17 protein-coding genes and 2 pseudogenes are annotated in these 20035 nt (G+C 63.7%); 9 read left to right on the top strand and 10 right to left on the bottom strand.

Going from position 1 to position 20035, the window contains the following annotated elements; all coding sequences use genetic code 11:
• The first annotated feature begins 38 nt into the window (after positions 1–38).
• Complete coding sequence (locus ACM6IM_RS15640) at positions 39–719, top strand: GNAT family N-acetyltransferase (RefSeq protein ID WP_414865629.1); 681 nt, start codon at positions 39–41, stop codon at positions 717–719.
• 59 nt (positions 720–778) lie between these two features.
• Here ACM6IM_RS15640 and ACM6IM_RS15635 read toward each other — a convergent pair whose 3' ends face one another.
• Together ACM6IM_RS15635 and ACM6IM_RS15630 are read right to left on the bottom strand one after the other, a co-directional pair.
• Positions 779–1888, bottom strand: a complete 1110-nt coding sequence (locus ACM6IM_RS15635) for a P1 family peptidase (protein ID WP_414865628.1) — start codon at positions 1886–1888, stop codon at positions 779–781.
• 75 nt (positions 1889–1963) lie between these two features.
• Positions 1964–3070 (bottom strand): polyamine ABC transporter substrate-binding protein, encoded by a 1107-nt coding sequence (locus tag ACM6IM_RS15630; protein WP_414865627.1) that lies wholly within the window; start codon positions 3068–3070, stop codon positions 1964–1966.
• A gap of 110 nt (positions 3071–3180) precedes the next feature.
• Here ACM6IM_RS15630 and ACM6IM_RS15625 point away from each other — a divergent pair, with 110 nt between their 5' ends.
• The gene (locus tag ACM6IM_RS15625; protein WP_414865626.1) at positions 3181–3951 is read left to right on the top strand and encodes a helix-turn-helix transcriptional regulator; all 771 of its coding nucleotides are present in this window, start codon (positions 3181–3183) and stop codon (positions 3949–3951) included.
• A 127-nt stretch (positions 3952–4078) separates the two neighbouring features.
• Here the strand turns inward: ACM6IM_RS15625 and ACM6IM_RS15620 are convergent, their stop codons facing one another.
• Complete coding sequence (locus tag ACM6IM_RS15620; RefSeq protein ID WP_414865625.1) at positions 4079–5014, bottom strand: class I SAM-dependent methyltransferase; 936 nt, start codon at positions 5012–5014, stop codon at positions 4079–4081.
• Between the two features lie 185 nt (positions 5015–5199).
• Here ACM6IM_RS15620 and ACM6IM_RS15615 point away from each other — a divergent pair, with 185 nt between their 5' ends.
• The 5 genes from ACM6IM_RS15615 to ACM6IM_RS15595 all read left to right on the top strand — a co-directional run bounded on the left by ACM6IM_RS15615 (position 5200) and on the right by ACM6IM_RS15595 (position 8232).
• Positions 5200–5817 (top strand): cytochrome b/b6 domain-containing protein, encoded by a 618-nt coding sequence (locus ACM6IM_RS15615; RefSeq protein ID WP_414865624.1) that lies wholly within the window; start codon positions 5200–5202, stop codon positions 5815–5817.
• Positions 5814–6593 carry a molybdopterin-dependent oxidoreductase gene (locus tag ACM6IM_RS15610; protein WP_414865623.1) on the top strand — a complete coding sequence of 260 codons (780 nt, stop codon included), beginning with the start codon at positions 5814–5816 and terminating at the stop codon, positions 6591–6593. Before ACM6IM_RS15615 ends, ACM6IM_RS15610 begins: the two co-directional genes overlap by 4 nt.
• A gap of 71 nt (positions 6594–6664) precedes the next feature.
• Positions 6665–6931: a pentapeptide MXKDX repeat protein gene (locus tag ACM6IM_RS15605; protein ID WP_414865622.1), complete on the top strand. Its 267-nt coding sequence runs from the start codon at positions 6665–6667 to the stop codon at positions 6929–6931.
• Between the two features lie 164 nt (positions 6932–7095).
• Positions 7096–7506: a response regulator gene (locus tag ACM6IM_RS15600; protein WP_201190517.1), complete on the top strand. Its 411-nt coding sequence runs from the start codon at positions 7096–7098 to the stop codon at positions 7504–7506.
• Between the two features lie 69 nt (positions 7507–7575).
• Positions 7576–8232: an HAD-IA family hydrolase gene (locus ACM6IM_RS15595; protein ID WP_412547992.1), complete on the top strand. Its 657-nt coding sequence runs from the start codon at positions 7576–7578 to the stop codon at positions 8230–8232.
• 122 nt (positions 8233–8354) lie between these two features.
• Here the strand turns inward: ACM6IM_RS15595 and ACM6IM_RS15590 are convergent.
• The 3 genes and pseudogenes from ACM6IM_RS15590 to ACM6IM_RS15580 all read right to left on the bottom strand — a co-directional run.
• A pseudogene (locus ACM6IM_RS15590) lies at positions 8355–8951 on the bottom strand (methyl-accepting chemotaxis protein); the annotation flags it as partial.
• 261 nt (positions 8952–9212) lie between these two features.
• A pseudogene (locus tag ACM6IM_RS15585) lies at positions 9213–10283 on the bottom strand (HAMP domain-containing protein); the annotation flags it as partial.
• A 278-nt stretch (positions 10284–10561) separates the two neighbouring features.
• Positions 10562–11884 (bottom strand): hypothetical protein, encoded by a 1323-nt coding sequence (locus ACM6IM_RS15580; protein WP_414865621.1) that lies wholly within the window; start codon positions 11882–11884, stop codon positions 10562–10564.
• 278 nt (positions 11885–12162) lie between these two features.
• Between ACM6IM_RS15580 and ACM6IM_RS15575 the strand changes: the two genes are divergently transcribed.
• Together ACM6IM_RS15575 and ACM6IM_RS15570 are read left to right on the top strand one after the other, a co-directional pair.
• The gene (locus ACM6IM_RS15575) at positions 12163–12552 is read left to right on the top strand and encodes a c-type cytochrome (protein ID WP_414865620.1); all 390 of its coding nucleotides are present in this window, start codon (positions 12163–12165) and stop codon (positions 12550–12552) included.
• 45 nt (positions 12553–12597) lie between these two features.
• Positions 12598–14088, top strand: coding sequence for an aldehyde dehydrogenase family protein (locus ACM6IM_RS15570; RefSeq protein WP_192303927.1), 1491 nt, complete (start codon positions 12598–12600; stop codon positions 14086–14088).
• A gap of 1 nt (position 14089) precedes the next feature.
• On the opposite strand, the gene ACM6IM_RS15565 is transcribed toward ACM6IM_RS15570, so the two are convergent.
• The 4 genes from ACM6IM_RS15565 to ACM6IM_RS15550 form a co-directional block, all read right to left on the bottom strand.
• On the bottom strand, positions 14090–16477 hold the full coding sequence (locus tag ACM6IM_RS15565; RefSeq protein ID WP_414865619.1) for a DUF3772 domain-containing protein: 2388 nt from the start codon (positions 16475–16477) through the stop codon (positions 14090–14092).
• Positions 16478–16589: 112 nt separating this feature from the next.
• Positions 16590–17774 carry an acetyl-CoA C-acyltransferase family protein gene (locus tag ACM6IM_RS15560; protein WP_414865618.1) on the bottom strand — a complete coding sequence of 395 codons (1185 nt, stop codon included), beginning with the start codon at positions 17772–17774 and terminating at the stop codon, positions 16590–16592.
• Positions 17775–17952: 178 nt separating this feature from the next.
• A complete protein-coding gene (locus tag ACM6IM_RS15555) occupies positions 17953–19356 on the bottom strand; it encodes a heavy metal sensor histidine kinase (RefSeq protein ID WP_414865617.1) in 1404 nt (467 codons plus the stop codon).
• Positions 19353–20024 carry a heavy metal response regulator transcription factor gene (locus ACM6IM_RS15550; RefSeq protein WP_414865616.1) on the bottom strand — a complete coding sequence of 224 codons (672 nt, stop codon included), beginning with the start codon at positions 20022–20024 and terminating at the stop codon, positions 19353–19355. Before ACM6IM_RS15550 ends, ACM6IM_RS15555 begins: the two co-directional genes overlap by 4 nt.
• Positions 20025–20035: the final 11 nt, after the last annotated feature.

Raw genomic sequence — 20035 nt, 5'->3', positions numbered from 1 at the left:
AGGCACCCCAGACGTCCGCCCCAGAGTCAAAGCCCTCGATGTTCCAGATCACCCACTACAAAACCCCATGCCCCGAACCCGTCGCCAGCCAAATCCTGCAGCTGGTGGTCGACAACCTGACCGACATCAGCATGGTCGCCATCCCGCCGAGCAACCTGTTGTACAACGTGTACCAGTACGCAATCGGCTACGAGGTGCACCTCTATCTGGAGGCGCTGAACGGGGAGAAGGGCATCGCCGTGGAATTGCTTGTCGCCACGGACGTGGACGATCCGCAAACGGTGACCGGTTTCCTGCTGTACCTGCCGAGCAAGGACGATCCGGATGCCTGCGGCGTGGCCTACATGGCGGTGCAGGCCAGCCATCGGCGCCAAGGCGTTGCGCGTCGGATGCTGCGGGAAATGGTCGGCCGTTACCCGCATGCCGAGCTGACCTGTGCCGTGGCCAAGGTGCCGTGGTTCGATTCGATGGGCTTCCAGGTGTTGGGCGCGCGCGGCACGCAGGTGTTGATGAACACCCGCGATCACAGCTCCGAGGGCCTGACGGGACGGGTGGAAGTGGCGCCGATCTACAGCTCGCTGGAGGTGCGGCAGATCCACACCTACCTGCTGCAACGCCACGGCAAGCGCGCCATGCTCGACGCCGAAAAACAACGGGATCGGCATTTGGACCAGTTGACGTTCAAGGCCAATGAGTATGTGCGCAGCCGGCTAAGTTGAATACACACCTACATTCCCAGTAGGGGCAAGCTTGCTCCTACTGGGATCGGGCGCTTCGGTCAGGCCCGCCAACCCGCCTGACGCAACGCCTCCAGCAACGTTTCCTCATCCAGCCCCGGCACCGCAAAGCCATTGCCTTCGGCGCTGTCGGCGGCCAGCAGCGCATTGATGATCGCTTCTTCCACCGCTTCGGTCGCCGCCAGGAACAACTCGCTGATGTGGTCGTTGTTGACCATGCTCAGGTTGTCGCAGGTGGGTGACCGTTTGGTTTGATAAGCCGCCGGTGGCACCTGATTGCCGGTGGCGAACGCGATGAATATGTCGCCGCTGTGGTCTTCATTCCCGCCGCCGGTGCGCGCAAGACCGAGGCTGGCGCGTTGGGCCAGGCGCGTGCATTGATGCGGCAGCAGCGGCGCGTCGGTGGCCAGGCAGACGACGATCGAGCCCATGCCCGGATGGGGCAGCGCAGCCTTGAGAAACGGTGAGTCGGCGTGCTCCAGGTAACGTCCGACCGGGTAACCGTCGACTCGCAGCTCGTTGCGCACGCCATGGTTGGCCTGGACGATCGCCCCGACCGTCCAGCCACCCTGGGCGCTGTTCAAGCGGCGCGACGCGGTGCCGATCCCGCCCTTGAATTCATGGCAGATCATGCCGCTGCCGCCCCCCACCGAACCCTCGCTGACCGGTCCCGCCGACGCATCGCGCACCGCCTCGGCCACATGCTCGGGTTGTACATGAAAGCCGTTGATGTCGTTGAGCAGGCCATCGAACGTCTCCAGCACCACCGGCATGTTCCAGTACAGTCGGCCGTCGTCGGGTTGCTGTTCACGGTCGATGGCAATCAACGCATCACGTACCACGCCCAGGCTGTGGGTATTGGTGAAAGCAATCGGGCTGGTCAGCAGGCCGGCTTCGCGAATCCACTCCAGGCCGGTCGCGTCGCCATTGCCGTTGAGCACATGCACACCGGCAAAGCACGGGTGCTGGCTGCTGGACACGAGACGCGGCTCGATCACGGTGACGCCGGTCAGAATGTCGCAACCCCTGGCGCTGTGGCCTCGCACATTGCTGTGGCCGACCCGCACGCCGGGTACGTCGGTGATGGCGTTGAGCGGGCCGGGTTGCAGTTGGCCGAACCGGATGTTCAAGTCACGGGCACGTGGTTTCATGGTGTTTTCGTCTCAATTACGTGGAAGAAAAAGGGGATCGAGCGCTGATCCCTGTGGGCGCGGGGGGCGTCAGACCTATTGCCCATTCTTGACCTTGCTCCAGATCCGCGTTCTCAGCCGCTCGGTGGCAGGCGGCAAAGGCTGGAGGGTGAACAGGCTGGCCAGGGCCTCGGCGGACGGGTAGACCGCCGGGTTGTTGCGGGTCGCTTCGGCCACCAGTAGCGTGGCCTTGCGGTTGCCGTTGGGGTAGGACAGGTGATCACTGACCGGGGCGATCACTTCAGGGCGCATCAGGTAATCGATGAAGGCCAGGCCTTGCTCCGGGTGCGGCGCGTCCTTGAGCAACACGAGGGTGTCGAACCACACCGGTGCGCCTTCCTTGGGCAGGCTGTAGGCGATCTTCACGCCGTTGTTGGCCTGCTCGGCGTTGGTCTTGGCTTCGAGCATCGCGCCGGACCAGCCCACCGCCACGCAGATGTTGCCGTTGGCCAGGTCGCTGATGAATTTCGACGAGTTGAAGTAGGCAATGTGCGGCCGCAACTTGAGCAACAGCGCTTCGGCCTTCTTGTAATCGTCGGGGTGGGTGCTGTTGGGGGGCAGGCCAAGGTAGTGCAGGGCGACCGGCAGCATCTCGGACGGCGAGTCGAGCATTGCCACGCCGCACTCGCCGAGTTTGGCCAGGTTGGCTTCGTTGAACACCAGGTCCCAGGAGTCCACGGGGGCCTTGTCGCCCAGGGCAGCGCGGACTTTATCGATGTTGTAGCCGATGCCGTTGGTGCCCCACAGGTACGGCACGGCGTACTGGTTGCCCGGGTCGTTGTTGGCCAGTTTCGCCAGCAAGTCGGCGTCCATGTTCGGGTAGTCCGGCATCTGCCCGTGGGGCAGAGGGGCCAGGGCACCGGCCTTGATCAGCGTCGGCAGGCTGAAGTTGCTGGCCACCACCACGTCATAACCGCTGCGACTGGTCAGCAGTTTGCCTTCCAGCACTTCTGCGCTGTCGAAGGTGTCGTAGACCGGTTCGATCCCGGTGTCGCGCTTGAAGTCGTGCAGGGTGGTGGGGCCGATGTAGTCGTACCAGTTGTAGACATGCACCGTCGGGGCAGGGGTGGCGGCCACTGCCGACAGCGAAACGCACAGGCAGGCGCTCAGCCCAAGATTGATCTGTTGACGGGGACGACTCATGATGCGGCACTCCTGGCCTGCTGCGGCCGGTGATGAACAGGTGCTGGCAGCGTATCGGCAGGCCGGGGACTGACCCATTCCCATCATGGGTTACTCGAAAGGGGTAGAACGTGGAAGCGTTGCTCAAGGAGTTGCCGCTGCACCAGGGGCTGGCGCGCGTGTTCGGCGCGTTGGGCCAGGACACTTTCTGGCGCGCGCTGGTCGACACGCTGCGGTTGCTGGTGCCGCTGGACAACGCCTTGGTGTCTTTGATGCAGCCGGGAAGGGTGCCTCGCCTGTTGATCGACTTCGATGCCCAGGCCCAGGGCGACGAGCATGAAGAACTGGCCGATTACCGTGCCGGCATGTACCTGCTCGATCCCTTTTACCTCGCGGCCTGCGCGGGTATCACCGACGGTTTGCACAGCCTGGATTCGGTGGCGCCGGACCAGTTCCAGCAGAGCGAGTACTACCTGAGCTACTTCCGCCGCGTGGTCGGCGGCGACGAGTTGCAGTACCTGGTCAATATCGACGGTGCCGTGCTCGGCTTGTCCCTAGGTCGCTCGACGCGCTTCAATCTGGAAGAGCGGGGGCGTTTGTTGTGCGTACGAGACTGGGTGCTCGCGGCGATGCGCCAGCAAGTGCAATTGCTGCCACCCGAGGGCTCTGCCCACGAAGCGGCCGGGGATTTCGCGGCGCTGCTCGAGCGCTTCGACGCTCGTCTGACCCAGCGCGAGATCGAAACCGCACGGCTGATCCTGCAGGGTTTCTCAAGCAAAGCCATCGCCCAGCAACTGGGGATCTCGCCGGAAACGGTCAAGGTGCACCGGCGCAATGTCTATCACAAGCTCAAGGTGAACGGGCATGGGGAGTTGTTTGCGCGGGTGTTGCAGCCGCGGTGATTGGGCTGAATGATCCGACGCCATCGCGAGCAAGCCCGCTCCCACACTGAAACGTTTGTGAACTCAAGAGCCGAGTACACGCACCCCCTGTGGGAGCGGGCTTGCTCGCGATAGCCGTGACGCGGTCTCAGCCCCGAAACACCAACGCCTTCAACCCACACTCCACATCCGCATCCGGAAACTCCGGCGGGTTCTCCAGCCGCTGCTCGAAACGCAACCCCGGTGCTTCGCGCATCACGCCTTCGATCAGGAAGTCCGCGCCAAACGCCGGGTCGTTCATGCACGCCAGCACCGTGCCCTCGGCCGTCAGCAATTCCGGCAGGCGACGCAACACCCGCTGGTAATCCTTGGTCAGCAGGAAGCTGCCTTTCTGGAAGGACGGCGGGTCGATGATCACCAGGTCGTACGGGCCCTTGCCAATCACCTTGCCCCAGGATTTGAACAGGTCGTGGCCGAGGAACGTGACCTTGCCCAGGTCATGCCCGTTGAGCCGGTGATTGTCCCGGCCACGGCTCAGCGCCGGGCTGGACATGTCGAGGTTGACCACGTGCTCGGCGCCCCCTTCGATGGCCGCCACGGAAAACCCGCAGGTGTAGGCGAACAGGTTCAACACGCGTTTGCCCTGGGCGTTGGCGCGCACCCAGTCGCGGCCGTAGCGCATGTCGAGGAACAGCCCGGTGTTCTGTTTGCGGCCCAGGTCCACCCGGTAACGCAGGCCGCCCTCGGTGATGGTCATGTCCTCGATCACGTCGCCGACCAGCCATTCGGTGGTGCTTTGCAGCAGGTAACGGTGCTGCAACGCCAGGGTGTGCGCGCCGGATTGCGCCCACTCGGGTGAGCCGGTGAGGGCCATCAGCTGTTGATTCAACGCCGCCAGTTGCTGCGCCTCGGGTTCCTTGAACAGCGACACCAGCACCACGCCCTGCAACCAGTCGACGGTCAACTGCTCCAGCCCCGGCCAGCAGCGACCGCGACCGTGAAACAGCCGGCGGGTTTCGGCGGGGGCGGTTGCCAGGGCGGTCAACAGATGGTCGTGGAGGGTGGTCAGCGCTTGTGAGTTCATCGGATCGGATCGGGACGGTGATTGGGCAGGGCGGCATTTAACCATAGTTACACGCACAACCGACCACCCCATGACCCCTGTGGAAGCGGGGCAATCATCACAATTAAGTTAACTTTCGGTGAGGATTTGGCGATATGTCCGCCGCCATACTCGGCCCCAACGACTGACCACCACGGGAGCCGGACATGTCGCAGTCAACTGCTGCACCCAGGGCCAGCCACCCTCGCTGGCTGAGGCTGACCCATTGGCTCAATGCGCTGGCGGTGCTGGTGATGGTCACCAGCGGCTGGCGGATCTACAACGCTTCGCCTCTTTACGACTTCAGTTTTCCCGCCTCGATCACCCTGGGCGGCTGGCTCGGCGGCGCCTTGCAATGGCACTTCGCGGCGATGTGGTTCCTGGCGATCAATGGCCTCATCTACCTGGCCATCAACCTGCTCAGTGGCCGGCTCAAACGGCGCTTCTTCCCGCTGTCGCCCCAGGGTGTCATCCATGACCTGTGGGCCGCGTTGCGGGGCCGCCTCGGCCATGCGGACCTGAGCCGCTACAACCAGGTGCAGCGGCTGGCCTACCTGTTCGTGATGTTCGATATCGCGTTGCTGGTGATCTCCGGCCTGGTGCTGTGGAAATCGGTGCAGTTCCCGCTGCTCAGGGCGTTGCTCGGCGGCTACGAGGCCGCGCGGCAGGTGCATTTCATTGCGATGGCGCTGTTGATGGCCTTTGTGGCGGTGCACCTGGTGATGGTTGCGCTCGTGCCCAAAACACTGCTGGCCATGATTGTCGGTCGCAAGGAGTCCGTATGAAAAAGCGCATCGAAGGGCTGGACGAAGCGTCCATCCTCAAGGAGGCCCGGAAAATCATCGCCCCGCAGATCGAGGACCGCTCCCGTCGTTCATTCCTGATGCGGGGCCTGACCCTGGGCGGCGTGGCGCTGTTGTCCGGCTGCAACATCACCGACAACGACAGCGTCGAGACTGCACTGTCGTCCATGTCGCGGCTCAATGACCGGGTGCAGGGCTGGCTGTTCAACCCCAATGCGCTGGCGCCCACGTACCCGGCGTCGATGATTACCCGGCCGTTTCCCTTCAACGCCTTCTATGGCATCGACGAGGCGCCGACCGTCGAGGAGGAGAGCTTTCGCCTGGAGGTCACCGGGCTGGTCGTCGACAAGCGCAGTTGGCGCCTGGAGGAACTGCGTGCCATGGCGCAGGAGGAACAGATCACCCGGCATATTTGCGTGGAAGGCTGGAGCGCAATCGGTCGCTGGGGCGGGGTGCGGTTCAGCGATTTCCTGAGGCGGATCGGCGCCGACACCGACGCCAGATACGTCGGTTTCAAATGCGCCGACGATTACTACACCAGCATCGACATGGCCACCGCGCTGCACGCACAGACCTTGCTGGCACTGACCTATGACGGCGCGGTATTGCCGCGCGAGTACGGCTTCCCGATGAAGCTGCGCATGCCCACCAAGCTTGGCTACAAGAACCCCAAACACATCCAGGCGATTTTCGTCAGCAACACCTACAGCGGCGGCTACTGGGAAGACCAGGGCTACAACTGGTTCGGCGGCAGCTGACAACGTCCGGCACCTTCACCACGCAGCCTCCGCTGCGTGACTTCGCAACCTGAGCTTCAAGGAGTTTCATCATGAAAAAATTGACCACCGTCGCGTTGTCCATGTGCCTGGCAATGGGCGCCGCCAGCGTTTTTGCAGCGGACACCATGAGCAAGGACGCCATGAGCAAGGACAGCATGAGCAAGGAGGCGATGTCCAAGGACGCGATGTCCAAGGACGCGATGAAAAAAGACAGTATGTCCAAGGACGGTATGAAAAAAGACGCCATGTCCAAGGACGCGATGAAGAAAGACAGCATGTCCAAGGACGCCATGAAGAAAGACGCCATGTCGCAATAATCCCGCCTGTGGGAGCGAGCCGCCCGGAGCCGGCGCGCTCCCACCCACCCGTTTTTACACTGACCTGTATCAAAAATGAATTTCCGCGCAGCCCGCTGCTCATACCTGTAAGCAGCGGATTCGAGCCCGCGAAAATCATCAGGTATTCAGGGAGTGGCAAAGTCATGTGTCCAATATCGAAGGCGGGCGAGCACCTTCCGGACGGGTTGATTCTCGTGGTTGAAGACGATCCGTTGATCCTGGAGTTTCTCTGCGAAATTCTTCAGGAAGAGGGGTTTGCCATCGAACCGCAGGTCAGCGCCGATGATGCCGCCGGTTACCTGGAGCAGCATGCGGACAAGGTCGCCTTGCTGCTGACGGACATCACCATGCCCGGCACCCTCAATGGCGCCGACCTGGCCAATCGGTTCGGCGACCGCTGGCCCGAGAAACCGATCATGATCATGTCCGGGTACGAGACGCCGGAATCCTCCGGGGTCAGGCACGATGTGTCGTTCATCAAGAAACCCTGGGCGCTGGGGCAATTGCTCGACTGTGTCGAAGGGGCGCTGAAGTCGGGACCGGTCAAGAGGTGAGTTTCGACACGGGCCAATGCTACATTGCCGGGTACCCGCCGCCCGGCTCCTGCCAGAGGAAGTTCATCCTTGTCAGTCTTCAACACCCCTTATCGCGCCTTTCTGTTTGACATGGACGGCACCGTCCTCAATTCCATCGCCGCCGCCGAGCGCATCTGGACCGTCTGGGCCTTGCGCCACGGCGTGGATGTCGCGTCATTCCTGCCGACCATCCATGGCGCTCGCGCCATTGACACCATCAACCGCCAGGGCCTGCCCGGTATCGATGCCGACGCTGAAGCGGCGTGGATTACCCAGGCAGAAATCGATGACGTCGAAGGCATCGTGGAAGTGGCCAGCGCGGCCAATTTCCTCAAGTCGTTGCCGGCCCATCAGTGGGCCATCGTCACGTCCGCACCCAGGGCACTGGCGTTGCGACGAATGGCGGCGGCGGGCATTCCTGAACCGGCGGTGATGGTCACCGCAGAAGATGTCAGCGCCGGCAAACCGGACCCGGCGGGGTATCGCCTGGCGGCCAGGCGCCTGGAGGTTGACGTCAGCGAGTGCCTGATTTTCGAAGACGCCACGGTGGGCATCCTGGCCGCAGAAGCGGCCGGGGCCGATTTGCTGATCATCACCTCGACCCATGAGCATCCGATTGAAACGCCGCATGCGACGATGGCCAGTTACGAGGCGGTCAGTGCGCAGGTCGATCCCACCGGTCATCTGCGCCTCAGCGCCATCTGAAACACTGGCATCGATGTTGACTGATGCACCACGAGCCGGCTCGCTCCCACAGGGGGTTCAGGTATCACCACCCTGATGGGAGCGGGCTTGTCGCGAGGGCTTCAGGTCAGACACCCCCCGTCTCAGATCCGGAAGCTCCCCACCAACTGCTGCAAACGCCCGGCCTCGTGTTCCAGCTCGGTGCAGGCGCGCAAGGTCGATTGCAGGTTCTCCAGCCCTTGCCGGTTCAGGGTGTTGATTTCGGTGATGTCGACATTCAGCGCCTCGACCACTGCGGTCTGCTCCTCGGTGGCGGCGGCCACGGATTGGTTGACGTTGTCGATCTCGCCGATGCGTTGAGTCACGCTGCCCAGCCGGGTGCCGGCGAGGTTGGCGATGGTGACGCTTTCCTCGCTGTGCTGCTGGCTCTCGGTCATGGTGCTGACCGATTCCCGCGCGCCGACCTGCAGCGCTTCGATCATCAGCTGGATCTGCGTTGCCGAGGTCTGCGTGCGGCCGGCCAGGCTGCGCACTTCGTCGGCGACCACGGCAAAGCCGCGACCCGCTTCTCCGGCGCGCGCCGCCTCGATCGCGGCGTTGAGCGCCAGCAGGTTGGTCTGCTGGGAGATGCCCTTGATCACTTCGAGGATCTGCCCGATGTTCACGGTCTTGGTGTTCAGCACCTCTATGTGCGTGCAGGAGGCGCTGATTTTCGCCGACAGTTCGTTCATCACCTGGATCGTGCGTTCCACCACCTGACGCCCATCTTCAGCCTGTTCCCGGGCGGCCGAGGCTTGCTGCGAGGCGTCGGAGGCGTTGTGCGCGATTTCCTGGGCGGCGGCGCCCAATTGGTTGATGGCGGCGGCGACGCTGTTGGTGCGGGTCGATTGTTCGTCGACATTGCTCAGCGACGAGTTAGACGCCAGCACCACGCGCTTGGCGCCTTCGTTGACCCCCTGCGCCGCCGAGGCCACTTCGCGGATGGAGTGGTGGATGCGCTCGACGAAGCGGTTGAACGCTGTGGCCAGTTGGCCGATCTCATCCCGTGATTGCACGGACAGGCGCCGAGTCAGGTCGCCTTCACCCCGTGAGATGTCTTCCATGACCCGCGTCAGCAGTTGCAACGGCCGGGTGATGCGATACGCCGCGTACCAGATCAGCGCCAGGCCCAGCAGGGCCGAGCCGCCGCCCAGCAGCAACTCCAGGGCCGTGCTTTGCATGCCTCGTGCATCCAGTTCCTTTTGCAGGTTGGCGACGGGGGCCAGCAGGACGTCCTGCGGCACGCCGACCAACACGCCCCACGGCGCAGAACCGGCAATCGGCGCCAGCGGTTCGAGGACCTTGATCTGCTGCCGGTCGGCGAACACCTTCGGCTGGCCCTGACTCAGGCTGGCCATGACATCGGCATTGTCCAGCGGCTGGCCGAGGCGGGCGACGTCCTGGCTGTCGGCGGAAATCACCCCGCGGGGGCTGACGATGCTGATCTGACCGTGGCCATCGAACAGTTGCCGGGCGCTGGCTTCGCTGTTCTGTTGCAGGGCGGCGAGGTTGATGTCGAGGCCGACGACGGCGATGACGTTGCCGTTGTCCAGCAGCGGGAAGGCGATGCTGGTCACCAGTTTGCGGCTGCCGGAGGCCTCGTCGAAATACGGCTCCAGCACGCAGGCCTGGCGGCTGTCCCGGGCGCAGGTGTAGAAGGCGTTGTACGGCGCGCCGCTCGGGCCGGGCTCGGTGTTGGCCAGCAACCCTTCGTCGCCGATCACCGCCTGCAGCTCGCCGGGTTTGCTTTGCACCCAGTACAGCGAGAAACGGCCTTTTTCGTTGCTGCCCAGATCGGCGTTGCCAGCGAATGCGGCGTCGCCGCCGTCCAGGGCGTCGGGTTCAAAAATGACGTAAAGCCCGAGCAGGTCGGGCTTGTCGTTCAGGGCCTGGTGAAGCTGGGTGTTCAGCGCCTGGCGCAGCTGTTGGCGGGTCAGTGTGCCCTGATGCTGCAGTTGTCGCAGATACAACAGGTAGCGCGACAGGCCCTGGCCGAATTCATGGGTCTGGAGGAAGGTGCGTTGCACCTGCATCGCTTGCACCTTGCCCAGCGCCTGCATGTGTTCCCTGGCCGCATCGGCGAGCATTTCACTGCTGGCCTGGGCCACTTGCTGGCTGCTCTGGTGGGTCTGGTACAACGACAGGCCCATCAGCAAACCCACCACCAACAGCAGGCAGAGACCGGCGAGCAGGGCGATCTTGCTCTGGATCGTGAGAAATGTTTTCTGCATGGGAAAGGCCTTTTTCCTGGAGGCGAGTCGAGTGCCCTGCAGGCGCGAGCGGGCTCGCTCCCACAGGGCTCGCGCGGGACTTAGAACGTGGTGGCGAAAATCAGTTGGCTGTAGAGGTTGCGGTCGTTGTTGCCCAACTGCGTGCCGCCCTGTTCGGCGCTCTTGTCCGGCTGGAACAGGCCTATCAGGGGCATGACACTCAGGTGCTCGTTGACGTGCCATTCGGCGTACAGGTCGACTTCGTGGCCATCGGTGTTGCCGAGGTTGCGGTCGATGGTGTCGAAGTTGAAGTACATCGCGCCCACGGTCAGGTTCTCCAGCGGCGCGACGGTGAACTTGACTTGCTGGATGCGCGAGTTGCTGTTGAACGGCCCCGCGTAGTTGCCGGCCACTTCACCCTGGAACCAGGTGCCGAAGCCACGGCTGAAACCGTAGAACAGTGTGTCGTAGTTTTCCGAGAAGCGGCTGTAGCGGTAGCTGACATACGGCGACCAGGCGACGTCGGAGAAGGTCCAGCCGGCTTCCAGGTACCAGGCGTCTTCGTTGCCGGAGTGCGGTTTGTTCTGCTTGGCGTATTCGCCAGAGAGGAACAGGTCCTTGACCCCGGCGTTGCCGGTGGCGCGCAGGCTGTAGGTTTTCATGTCGTCGCGTTCCAGCTGGATCGGCGAGGCGTACTGTTCGTCGACGTCGGTGGTGTCGACGTAGGTCAGGCCGACGGTGCCCGCGTCGGACACATGCTCCAGGGTGCCGACGTACATTTCGGTCATGGCCTGGGCGCGGTTGTCGGATTTCAACCACATCAGGTCGCCACGCCAGCCTTCCTTGCCACCGATGCGCAACACGGCGGTTTCATCGAATGCCTTGCGCGCCGCCAGCCAATAGGCGCCGCCACGGTTGAACTCGCCATCGGCCAGGCCCTTGCCCATGTTCAAGGCATCGCCGTCAATCAGGAAACCGTCGCCGACCACGATGTTCTGGCGGCCGAAGGACAGGTCAATACCGTCGGTCCCCAGGACCGGGAACAGATCCTTCGAACGCCAGCCGAGGTAGGCGTCCTCGAATCGGGTGGTGCGTTCCGAGCCGTCGCTGAACCCTGCGGCATCGCCGTCGCCCCAGGTGCCGGAGCTGAGCAGGTTGGCCGCGCCGTAGGCGGTGCCCACGCCGGCCAGGCCCTTGTCGAAGCTCAGGCCGTACTTGATGTAGCCCTCGCGCCACGACGAGGACCCTTTATCGAGGCGGCCGGACAGCGCGTAGTTTTCCTGGCTGTGGAAAACACCGAACACCGCCTCCAGCGTAGCGTTCAGGTGACTGTCGTCATCGGCATATAGTTCGTACGCGCTGGCCTGGCCAGCACTGATCATCAGCGCGAGGGTAGAAAGACGAAGCAAGGGGGACTTGAGCATGGTGGGGCATCCGTTCTTGTTCTTGAGCGCAGGGTTGCGGTCTTTTTCGATACTAAGTCGCGGAACTTTTCCGGCCTTTTGTGTGGTTGCCAAAGAGTTGGCTGTGCTTGCCAAAATGCCCGGTTTGGCAGCCTCGACAATACGACTGGCACGCAGGGCAAAACCTGCGCGCCACTGACCGCCGACAATCCCTCTCAACCCTGCCGATGCACCGCTGCATCGGCGCTTCCGTGTTGGCGCTCGCCTGACGAGCGCGGATTTTTCAAGGTCGTTCTCCTATGGTCACCTCACTGCGCCTGCCTCTTATCGGTCTGATTTCCTTCACCTTGGCGCATTCAGCGCTGGCTGCCGACTGCACCACCGAACAGGGCCGTGGCGCCCAGGTCTTCGCCAATGAGTGCGGGGTGTGCCATTCGGTGAGCAAAGGCGTGACGGGGATGATGGGGCCGAACCTGGCCGGCGTGGTCGGACGCAAGTCCGGTTCGCTGGAAGGCTTCAACTATTCCCAGGCCATGCGCACCAAGGACGTCACCTGGCAGGCCGAGAACATCGCGCAACTGATCACCCAACCCCAGGCCTTCGTGCCGGGGACCTACATGCCTTACATGGGCCTGGCCTCGAAGGACGATCGCGAGGCGGTCACCTGTTTCCTCAAAGAACAACACTGATCAGCCGTTTCAGGCTGACCCCTTCATCTGAACGAAAGGTGATGTATGAGCAACGTTGAAATTCTGCCGCAGGTTGCTGCGTTTCTGGACCGTCGTCATGGCTGCTTCATCGATGGCCAATGGGTATTCGCCGAAGGGCAGAGCATTGCCGTGGTCAATCCGGCGACCGGGCAAACCCTGTGCGACACCCTGGACGCGCCGCTCGAACTGGTCGAGCAGGCCGTGCAGTCGTCGCACAAGGCCTTCAAGTCCGGTGTGTGGTCGGGCCTGCGCCCGGCGGACCGCGAACGCATCCTGCTGAACTTCACGCGCCTGGTCGAAGAACACGCCGAAGAGCTGGCGCAGCTGGAAACCCTGAGCCAGGGCAAGTCGATCAACATGGCCCGTGCCCTGGACTTGAACGCCACGGTGGAGTTCATGCGCTACATGTCCGGCTGGGCGACCAAGATCGAAGGGCAGACCTTTGATGTGTCGATCCCGCTGCCGCCGGGCGCGAAGTTCACCGCGTTCACCAAGCGTGAGCCGGTGGGCGTCGTGGTCGGCATCGTGCCATGGAATTTCCCGCTGCTGATCGCCGCATGGAAGCTGATGCCGGCCCTGGCCACCGGTTGCACGGTGATCATCAAGCCGGCGATGGAAACCCCGTTGACCGCCATGCGCCTGGCTGAGCTGGCGCTGGAAGCGGGCATTCCGGCCGGCGTGTTCAACGTGGTGACCGGCGGCGGTGCGTCGGTCGGTGGTGTGCTGACGGCGCATCCGTTGGTGAGCAAGGTGTCTTTCACCGGCTCCACCGCCGTGGGCAAAAGTGTCGGCGTGGCCTGCATGGCCAACATGACGCGCTTTTCCCTGGAGCTGGGCGGCAAGAACCCGATGATCGTGCTGGCCGATGCCGACGTCGAAAAAGCCGTGCAGGGGGCGATTCTGGGCGGCCTGCTGAACAACGGCCAGGTTTGCGCCGCAGCGTCACGCTTCTATGTGCACCGTTCGATCCACGACCGCTTCGTCGAAGCCCTCGCCGCCGCCGTCTCGGCCATGCCGATTGGCGCCGGCATGAACGCTGACGCGGCGATCAACCCGCTGGTGTCGCGCAAGCAGCAACAGGCGGTGCTCAAGCACATCGAACTGGCCCGCCAGGAAGGTGCTCGGGTGGTTTCGGGGGGGGAGCGGCTGGAAGGCGAGGGCTTCTTCGTGCAGCCGACAATCCTGGCCGACATCGATCACGGCATGACGGTCGCCCGCGAAGAGGTGTTCGGTCCGGTCCTGGGCGTGATGCCGTTCGACGATGAAGACGCGGTGATCGCCCTGGCCAACGACAACCGCTACGGCCTGGCCGCCAGCCTGTGGACCAACGACCTGGGCAAGGCGATGAACCTGGTGCCACGCATCGAGGCCGGCACCGTGTGGGTCAACGCCCACGTGCTGCTCGACCCGGCGATGCCGTTCGGTGGGGTCAAGCAGTCAGGCATGGGTCGTGAATTCGGCCGCGCGGTGATCGAGGCGTACACCGAGCTGAAGTCGGTGTGCATCGCCCACTGATTCACGTCGTCGACGCGGGCTTCGCCAGTTCGATGCCCGCCGCCCCCAGACGCTTGAGGATTTCGAACAGCAGGTCGCTTTTGGTGACCCCGACAATCCTCGGGCTGGCCACGTAGCCGGTGACGGTCAGGGTGATGCCATCGGGCGTCAGCTTGCTGAAGCGAACCACCGGCGCCGGTTTCTCGAGGATGCTTTCGTTCTCGGTATAGACGTTGTTGAGCAGGTCCTTCACCTGCTCGGGGTCGATGTCCAAGGGGAAGGTCAACTCGAGTGACGCCACGCCCTGGGCACTGCCGCCCAGGGTCACGTTGCGCAGGTTCTGCGAAATCAGCTGCGAATTGGGCACGATGACGATCGAGCGGTCACTGAGCTGGATTTCGGTGGCCCGCACATTGATCCGGCGGATGTCGCCTTCGACGCCGCTGATGCTGATCAGGTCCCCAACCTTGACCGGGCGCTCGGTCAGCAGGATCAGGCCGGAAACGAAGTTCTTGACGATTTCCTGCAGGCCGAAACCAATCCCCACCGACAACGCACTGACGATCCAGGCCAGGTTGGTCCACTGCACCCCCAGCGACGACAGGGTCAGCAGGATCACCAGCGCATAGCCGATGTTGGCGAACAGGGTGCTGAGCGAGGCACACATGCCCGGGTCCATCCGGGTCTTGGGCAGGAACTCGTTGTCCAGCCAGCGTCGCAACGTGCGCACCAGGTAGATGCCGATCAACAGCGCCAGCACGGCGTTGAGCAAATGGCCGGGGATGATGTTCAGTTTGCGCAACCCGGCGCCGCCGAGTATGGCCACGGTCTGGTCGACCAACTGGCCGAGCGTGGTGCCCACGCCGCCGACGAACAAGGTGATGATCGCCAGCAGGACCAACGCGGCGCGGCCCACGCCCGACAGCACCACCGACGCCTGCTCCAGGCGTGTGTCGCCGATGCCCATGACTTGCTTGAGCGCCTTGCCGCTGGCGCTCTTGGGGGAGAACAGGTGTTCGCAGGCATCGTTGAACAACTGCACCAGCAAGTAGAAGCCGGACAGGATGATGAACATCCACACCAGTTGATAGGTGATGAACCGTGCGGCGGAGATGTAGCCGATCAACAGCGCGCACAACGAGGCAATCACGCACAGGCAGGCGAAGGCATAAAGCAGGCTGGCAACTGCCGAATGTGCCGGCGGATGGTCGCCAGTGGCTGCCACCAGCCGGCGGGCCTTGCTGATGCGCAGGAACAGAGCGCCGATCAGCAAGGTCACGACCAAAGAAACGAAACCACGGGCGAACAGCACGGCCTGACTGCTCATGTCGGTGACATTGACCACTTGCACCAGGGTCAGCAGCCCCAGCAGGACGCCGGCCACCAGTCTGGGGAAGGGCCTGATCGCCTGCGCGACCGGGTCGGCGATGGCAGGCAGGCGCCAGGACGGGTGTTGTGTCGACAGCAGGGCGCGGCTCAGGCCGGTGATCAGCACGCACACATACACCACTTTTTCGAACTCGTCGGAATAGCTCTGCATCAGCGGCGACAACGGGATATGCCGGGTCAAGGCATAAAACAGCAAAGCCATCGCGCAGGCGGTGGTCAGCAGCGTGGCCGCGACGGAGGCGAAGGCCAGGGAGCTTCGGCGCAGGCGACCTTCGGGCATTCGGTGAATGCACACCCAGGTCAAGCCACGGTCCGCGACCCGGCGTCCCACCGTCCACAGGACGAACGCCAGTATCACCAGCGCCACCGTGAGCAGGCGCTCGCCGGGCAGCCAGGCCACCGCCAACGCCGCCGCCACATGCTGGAAGAAGGTGCGCACGCGCTGGACGTCGTCCTCCGGCGGGTTGAACAACGGTGCCCAGAAGGTTGCGCTCAGCACACTGGAGGCACGCAGGGACATTTCCGATTCCAGCAGGCTGCGGCGAATCGCGGCAATCTGGATGAGCAGGCCGGCAGCGCTGTCCCTGAGGCCGGTCAGGGTCTTCAGGGCGGCGTCGACTTTGCTTTTCTGCTCGGAAATGGCCGCCCGTTGCGTGGCGATTTCCGATCTCTCAAGGACAACCTCGTCCTGGGCGACCGGCTCCAGTACATCGAGCTGGGCCTGCAATTGTTTCTGCTCGGGCAGCAGCGCCGACTGCATGGCCGCGACATCGGTGATGAACGACTGGATCAGGTCCTGCAACGTGACCATCTGGGTCACGTTGTTGGCCTGGGAAACCTGTTGCTTGATCCGGTCCAGGCGCTGTTGCAGCCCTTGCAGGTCACTCTGGGAGACGGCCACTGGCGAGAGGCCGGACAGGGAAGGGGCGTTACCCGTCAGGTCGGCGGCCAACAGTGTTGCGCCGCTCGGCACGAGCAGGGAGAACAGGAGGAAAACCACTGAGCGCAATGCATTGCACATAGCCTGGCAGACTCGGTTGTGGGTCATTCAGCCTATGAGGTTAGGTCATTCGGTCGGCCTTCGAGGGATAGTTTGCCCGGCGGGGCCCGCTCGAGCCCCGCCGAAGCGCGGTTCAGACGCGTTCGAACAGCACGGCGATGCCCTGGCCACCGCCGATGCACATGGTCGCCAGGGCGTAACGGCCCTGGACGCGGTGCAGTTCGTGAATGGCCTTGGTCGCGATGATCGCACCGGTCGCGCCCACCGGATGGCCCAGGGAGATGCCCGAACCGTTGGGGTTGACCTTTTCCGGGTCGAAGCCCAGCGCCTGGGCCACGGCGCAGGCTTGCGCGGCGAAGGCTTCGTTGGACTCGATGACGTCCAGGTCGGCCACGGTCAGTCCGGCACGCTTGAGCACCAGGCGAGTGGCGGGAATCGGGCCGAGCCCCATCAGTTCCGGCTCGACACCGGCATGGGCGTAGCCGACCAGACGCACCATCGGCTTGAGGCCATGGGCGCGAACCGTTTCGCCGGTGGCCAGTATCAGCGCGGCGGCGCCGTCATTGAGCCCGGAGGCGTTGCCGGCGGTGACGCTGCCGTCTTTCTTGAAGGCCGGCTTCATCTTCGCCAGTTGCTCGGCATTCACCTCGCTGCGCACATGTTCGTCGGTGTCGAAGGTCACGGTGCCTTTGCGCGACGGGATTTCGATCGGCACGATCTGGCTGGCAAACCGGCCTTCGGCAATCGCCCGCGCCGCCCGTTGCTGGCTGAGCAAGGCCAGTTCGTCCTGGGCCTGGCGCGTGATGCCGAAGCGCTCGGCGACGTTTTCCGCGGTGATGCCCATGTGGAAACCCTCGAACGGGTCCTGCAATACACCGAGCATGTAGTCGATGGCCTGCATGTCGCCCATGCGCGCACCCCAGCGTGCTTGCGGCAACAGGTAGGCGCCACGGCTCATGGACTCGACACCGCCGGCCAGCGCCGCCCCCGCATCCCCCAGCATCAGGCTCTGCGCGGCGCTGACAATCGCCTGCAAACCGGAGCCGCAAAGGCGATTGACGTTGAAGGCCGGCGTTTCTTTCGGCAGGCCGGCATTCATCGCCGCCGTACGGGAGATGTAGGCGTCGCGGGCTTCGGTGGGGATCACATGCCCCAACACCGCATGGCCGATATGCTCAGGCGCCAGGCCCGAGCGCTCGATGGCTGCCCGGCAAATGTCGGTCGCCAGTTGAGTCGGTGGCACATCCTTGAGCGAGCCACCAAAGCTGCCAATGGCGGAACGGACGGCGCTGATCACATAAATGTCGGAAGGGTTCATGAGGGTTTCCCTGATTCAAGTCGGGTGCGCGCGGGCACTGTCATGGGGGAAAGAGTCTAGGCGCGGTGACGGCATTGGCCTATGTCGCAAGTGCTCAAGGACAGTGGTGTTTTTTGCCAGTGGCATGGCGGTACTCAGGGAACCTGTGGGAGCGGGTTTGCTCGCGAAAGCGGCCGGTTCATTCACCTTGACGCCGAGCCGGGAAAACCAGCTCGAAACGGGTCACGCCGTCTTGGCTGCTGGCGCTGCACGTGCCGTTGTGCAATTGCATGATCGTCGCGACGATCGACAGGCCCAGGCCATTGGAGTTGGCCGAGCGTTCGCGGGATTCGTCGACGCGGTAGAAACGTTCGAACAGTCGGGGCAGGTGTTCGGCCGGGATGGTCGGGCCGTGATTGTCCACGCTCAGGCGAATGCCCTCGGCGCACGGCGTGGCGTCGATGACCAGCTCGGAGTGGGGCGCGCCGTACTTGATCGCGTTGGCGCACAGGTTGGCCAGCGCCCGGCGCAGCAGCATCGGTTCGGCCCAGATCACGCCGCTGCCCCCGGCCCGTATGTGGATGCCGACATCGGCCGCCGGCCCTTCGAAATAGTCGGCCATGCGTTGCATTTCGTCGGCGGCGTCCAGCTCCTGGCGTTGTTTAAGGGCGCTGGACGGGTCGGTGCGGGCCAGAAACAGCATGTTGTCGAGCATGCGCGCCAGGCGCTCGAGTTCTTCGACATTGGAGGCCAATAGCTGCTGATAGGCTTCGATGCTGCGGTGCTGCTGCAGGGCAACCTGGGTTTCGCCGAGCAGGTTGTTGATCGGTGTGCGCAGCTCGTGCGCCATGTCCGTCGAGACCTGGCCCAGTTGTACGAAACCCTTGCCCAACCGATCGAGCATCGCGTTGAAGGCGTCGATCATCGGCAACAGCTCCCGGGGGGCGCCATGGCTGTCGAGGCGCTCGCCGAGGTTGCCGACACCGATGCCATGGGCATGCCGGGCCAGGCGCCGCACCGGCAGCAAGCCACGATGCACCAGCAGGTAGCCGGACAATGCCAGCAGCACCGCCGCGACACTGGCAAACAGGTACACATTGATCCGGTAGCTGGCGAGCACGGCGGTGCGCTCGGTCATCAGGCGCCCGGTGAGCACTCGCAGGCTACCCATGTCACCCGAGTCGATGGTCGCGGCGACGGCCGCGAACGGGATGCCGTCCACACCGGGATAATGCTGCACGTCCGCCAGGCTCAGCGGACGGTCCATCGCCACGGGCGCCAGCGATGGCAGCGGCAGGTTGCCGGGGTTGACCACCAGCAAGGGCTTTTGATCCGCAGACGTGATCGTCAGCAGGGCTTCGCGATTGCCCAGCATGTTCTGGAACAGCGCCGGTTTGGTCCGGATCAGCTCCAGTGCGTTGCTGTCGTTGAGGAAGGTGCGCAGTTGGTCGATGCGGTTGACCAGGGCGGCGTCGTCGCGGCGGATCAGTTCGCGCTCCAGATCGCGGTACAGCGCCACGCCCAGCAGGGTCAGCGAGACGAATGCGAGCAAGGCGAACACCAGCGCCAGGCGCAGGGTCAGGGAGTGGCGCAGGCCGTTCATGGCTGGGTATCGAAGCGGTAGCCGATACCGCGCACGCTGTGGATCAGCTTGAGCTGGAACGGGTCGTCGATCTTGAGGCGCAAGCGGCGCACGGCGACATCGACGACGTTGGTGTCACTGTCGAAATTCATGTCCCAGACCCGTGAAGCAATCATCGAGCGCGACAGCACCTGGCCCTGATGCGTGGCGAACAGGTGCAGCAGGGCAAATTCCTTGTTGGTCAGGGTGATGCGCACCCCGGCGCGGGTGATGCGTCGCTTGAGCACGTCAATCTGCAGGTCGGCCACCTGCAGCTGTTCTTCCTCACGGGTCGGGCCACGGCGGGTCAGGGTGCGCAGGCGCGCCACCAGTTCGGCGAAGGAGAAGGGCTTGATCAGGTAGTCGTCGGCGCCCAGTTCCAGGCCCTTGATGCGGTCGGCGATGTCATCCCGGGCGGTGAGGAACAGCACCGGCGTATCGGCTTCCTTGCGCAGGCGCCGCAGCACTTCCCAGCCATCCATCTTCGGCATCATCACGTCCAGCACGATAACGTCGAAGTCATGCTCCAGGGCCTGGTGCAAACCATCGGCGCCATCCCGAGCCAGGCTGACGCAGTAGCCCAGTTCCTGCAGGCCGTTGAGCAGGTAATTGCCTGCCTTGGGTTCGTCTTCCACTACGAGGATGTTCATGCCAATGCGCC

This window comes from Pseudomonas sp. IT-P12 (assembly GCF_949767465.1).
Classification (GTDB): Bacteria; Pseudomonadota; Gammaproteobacteria; order Pseudomonadales; family Pseudomonadaceae; genus Aquipseudomonas.
Note: the sequence above shows the minus strand (reverse complement) of the source record. Positions and strands in the feature narration are given on the sequence as shown.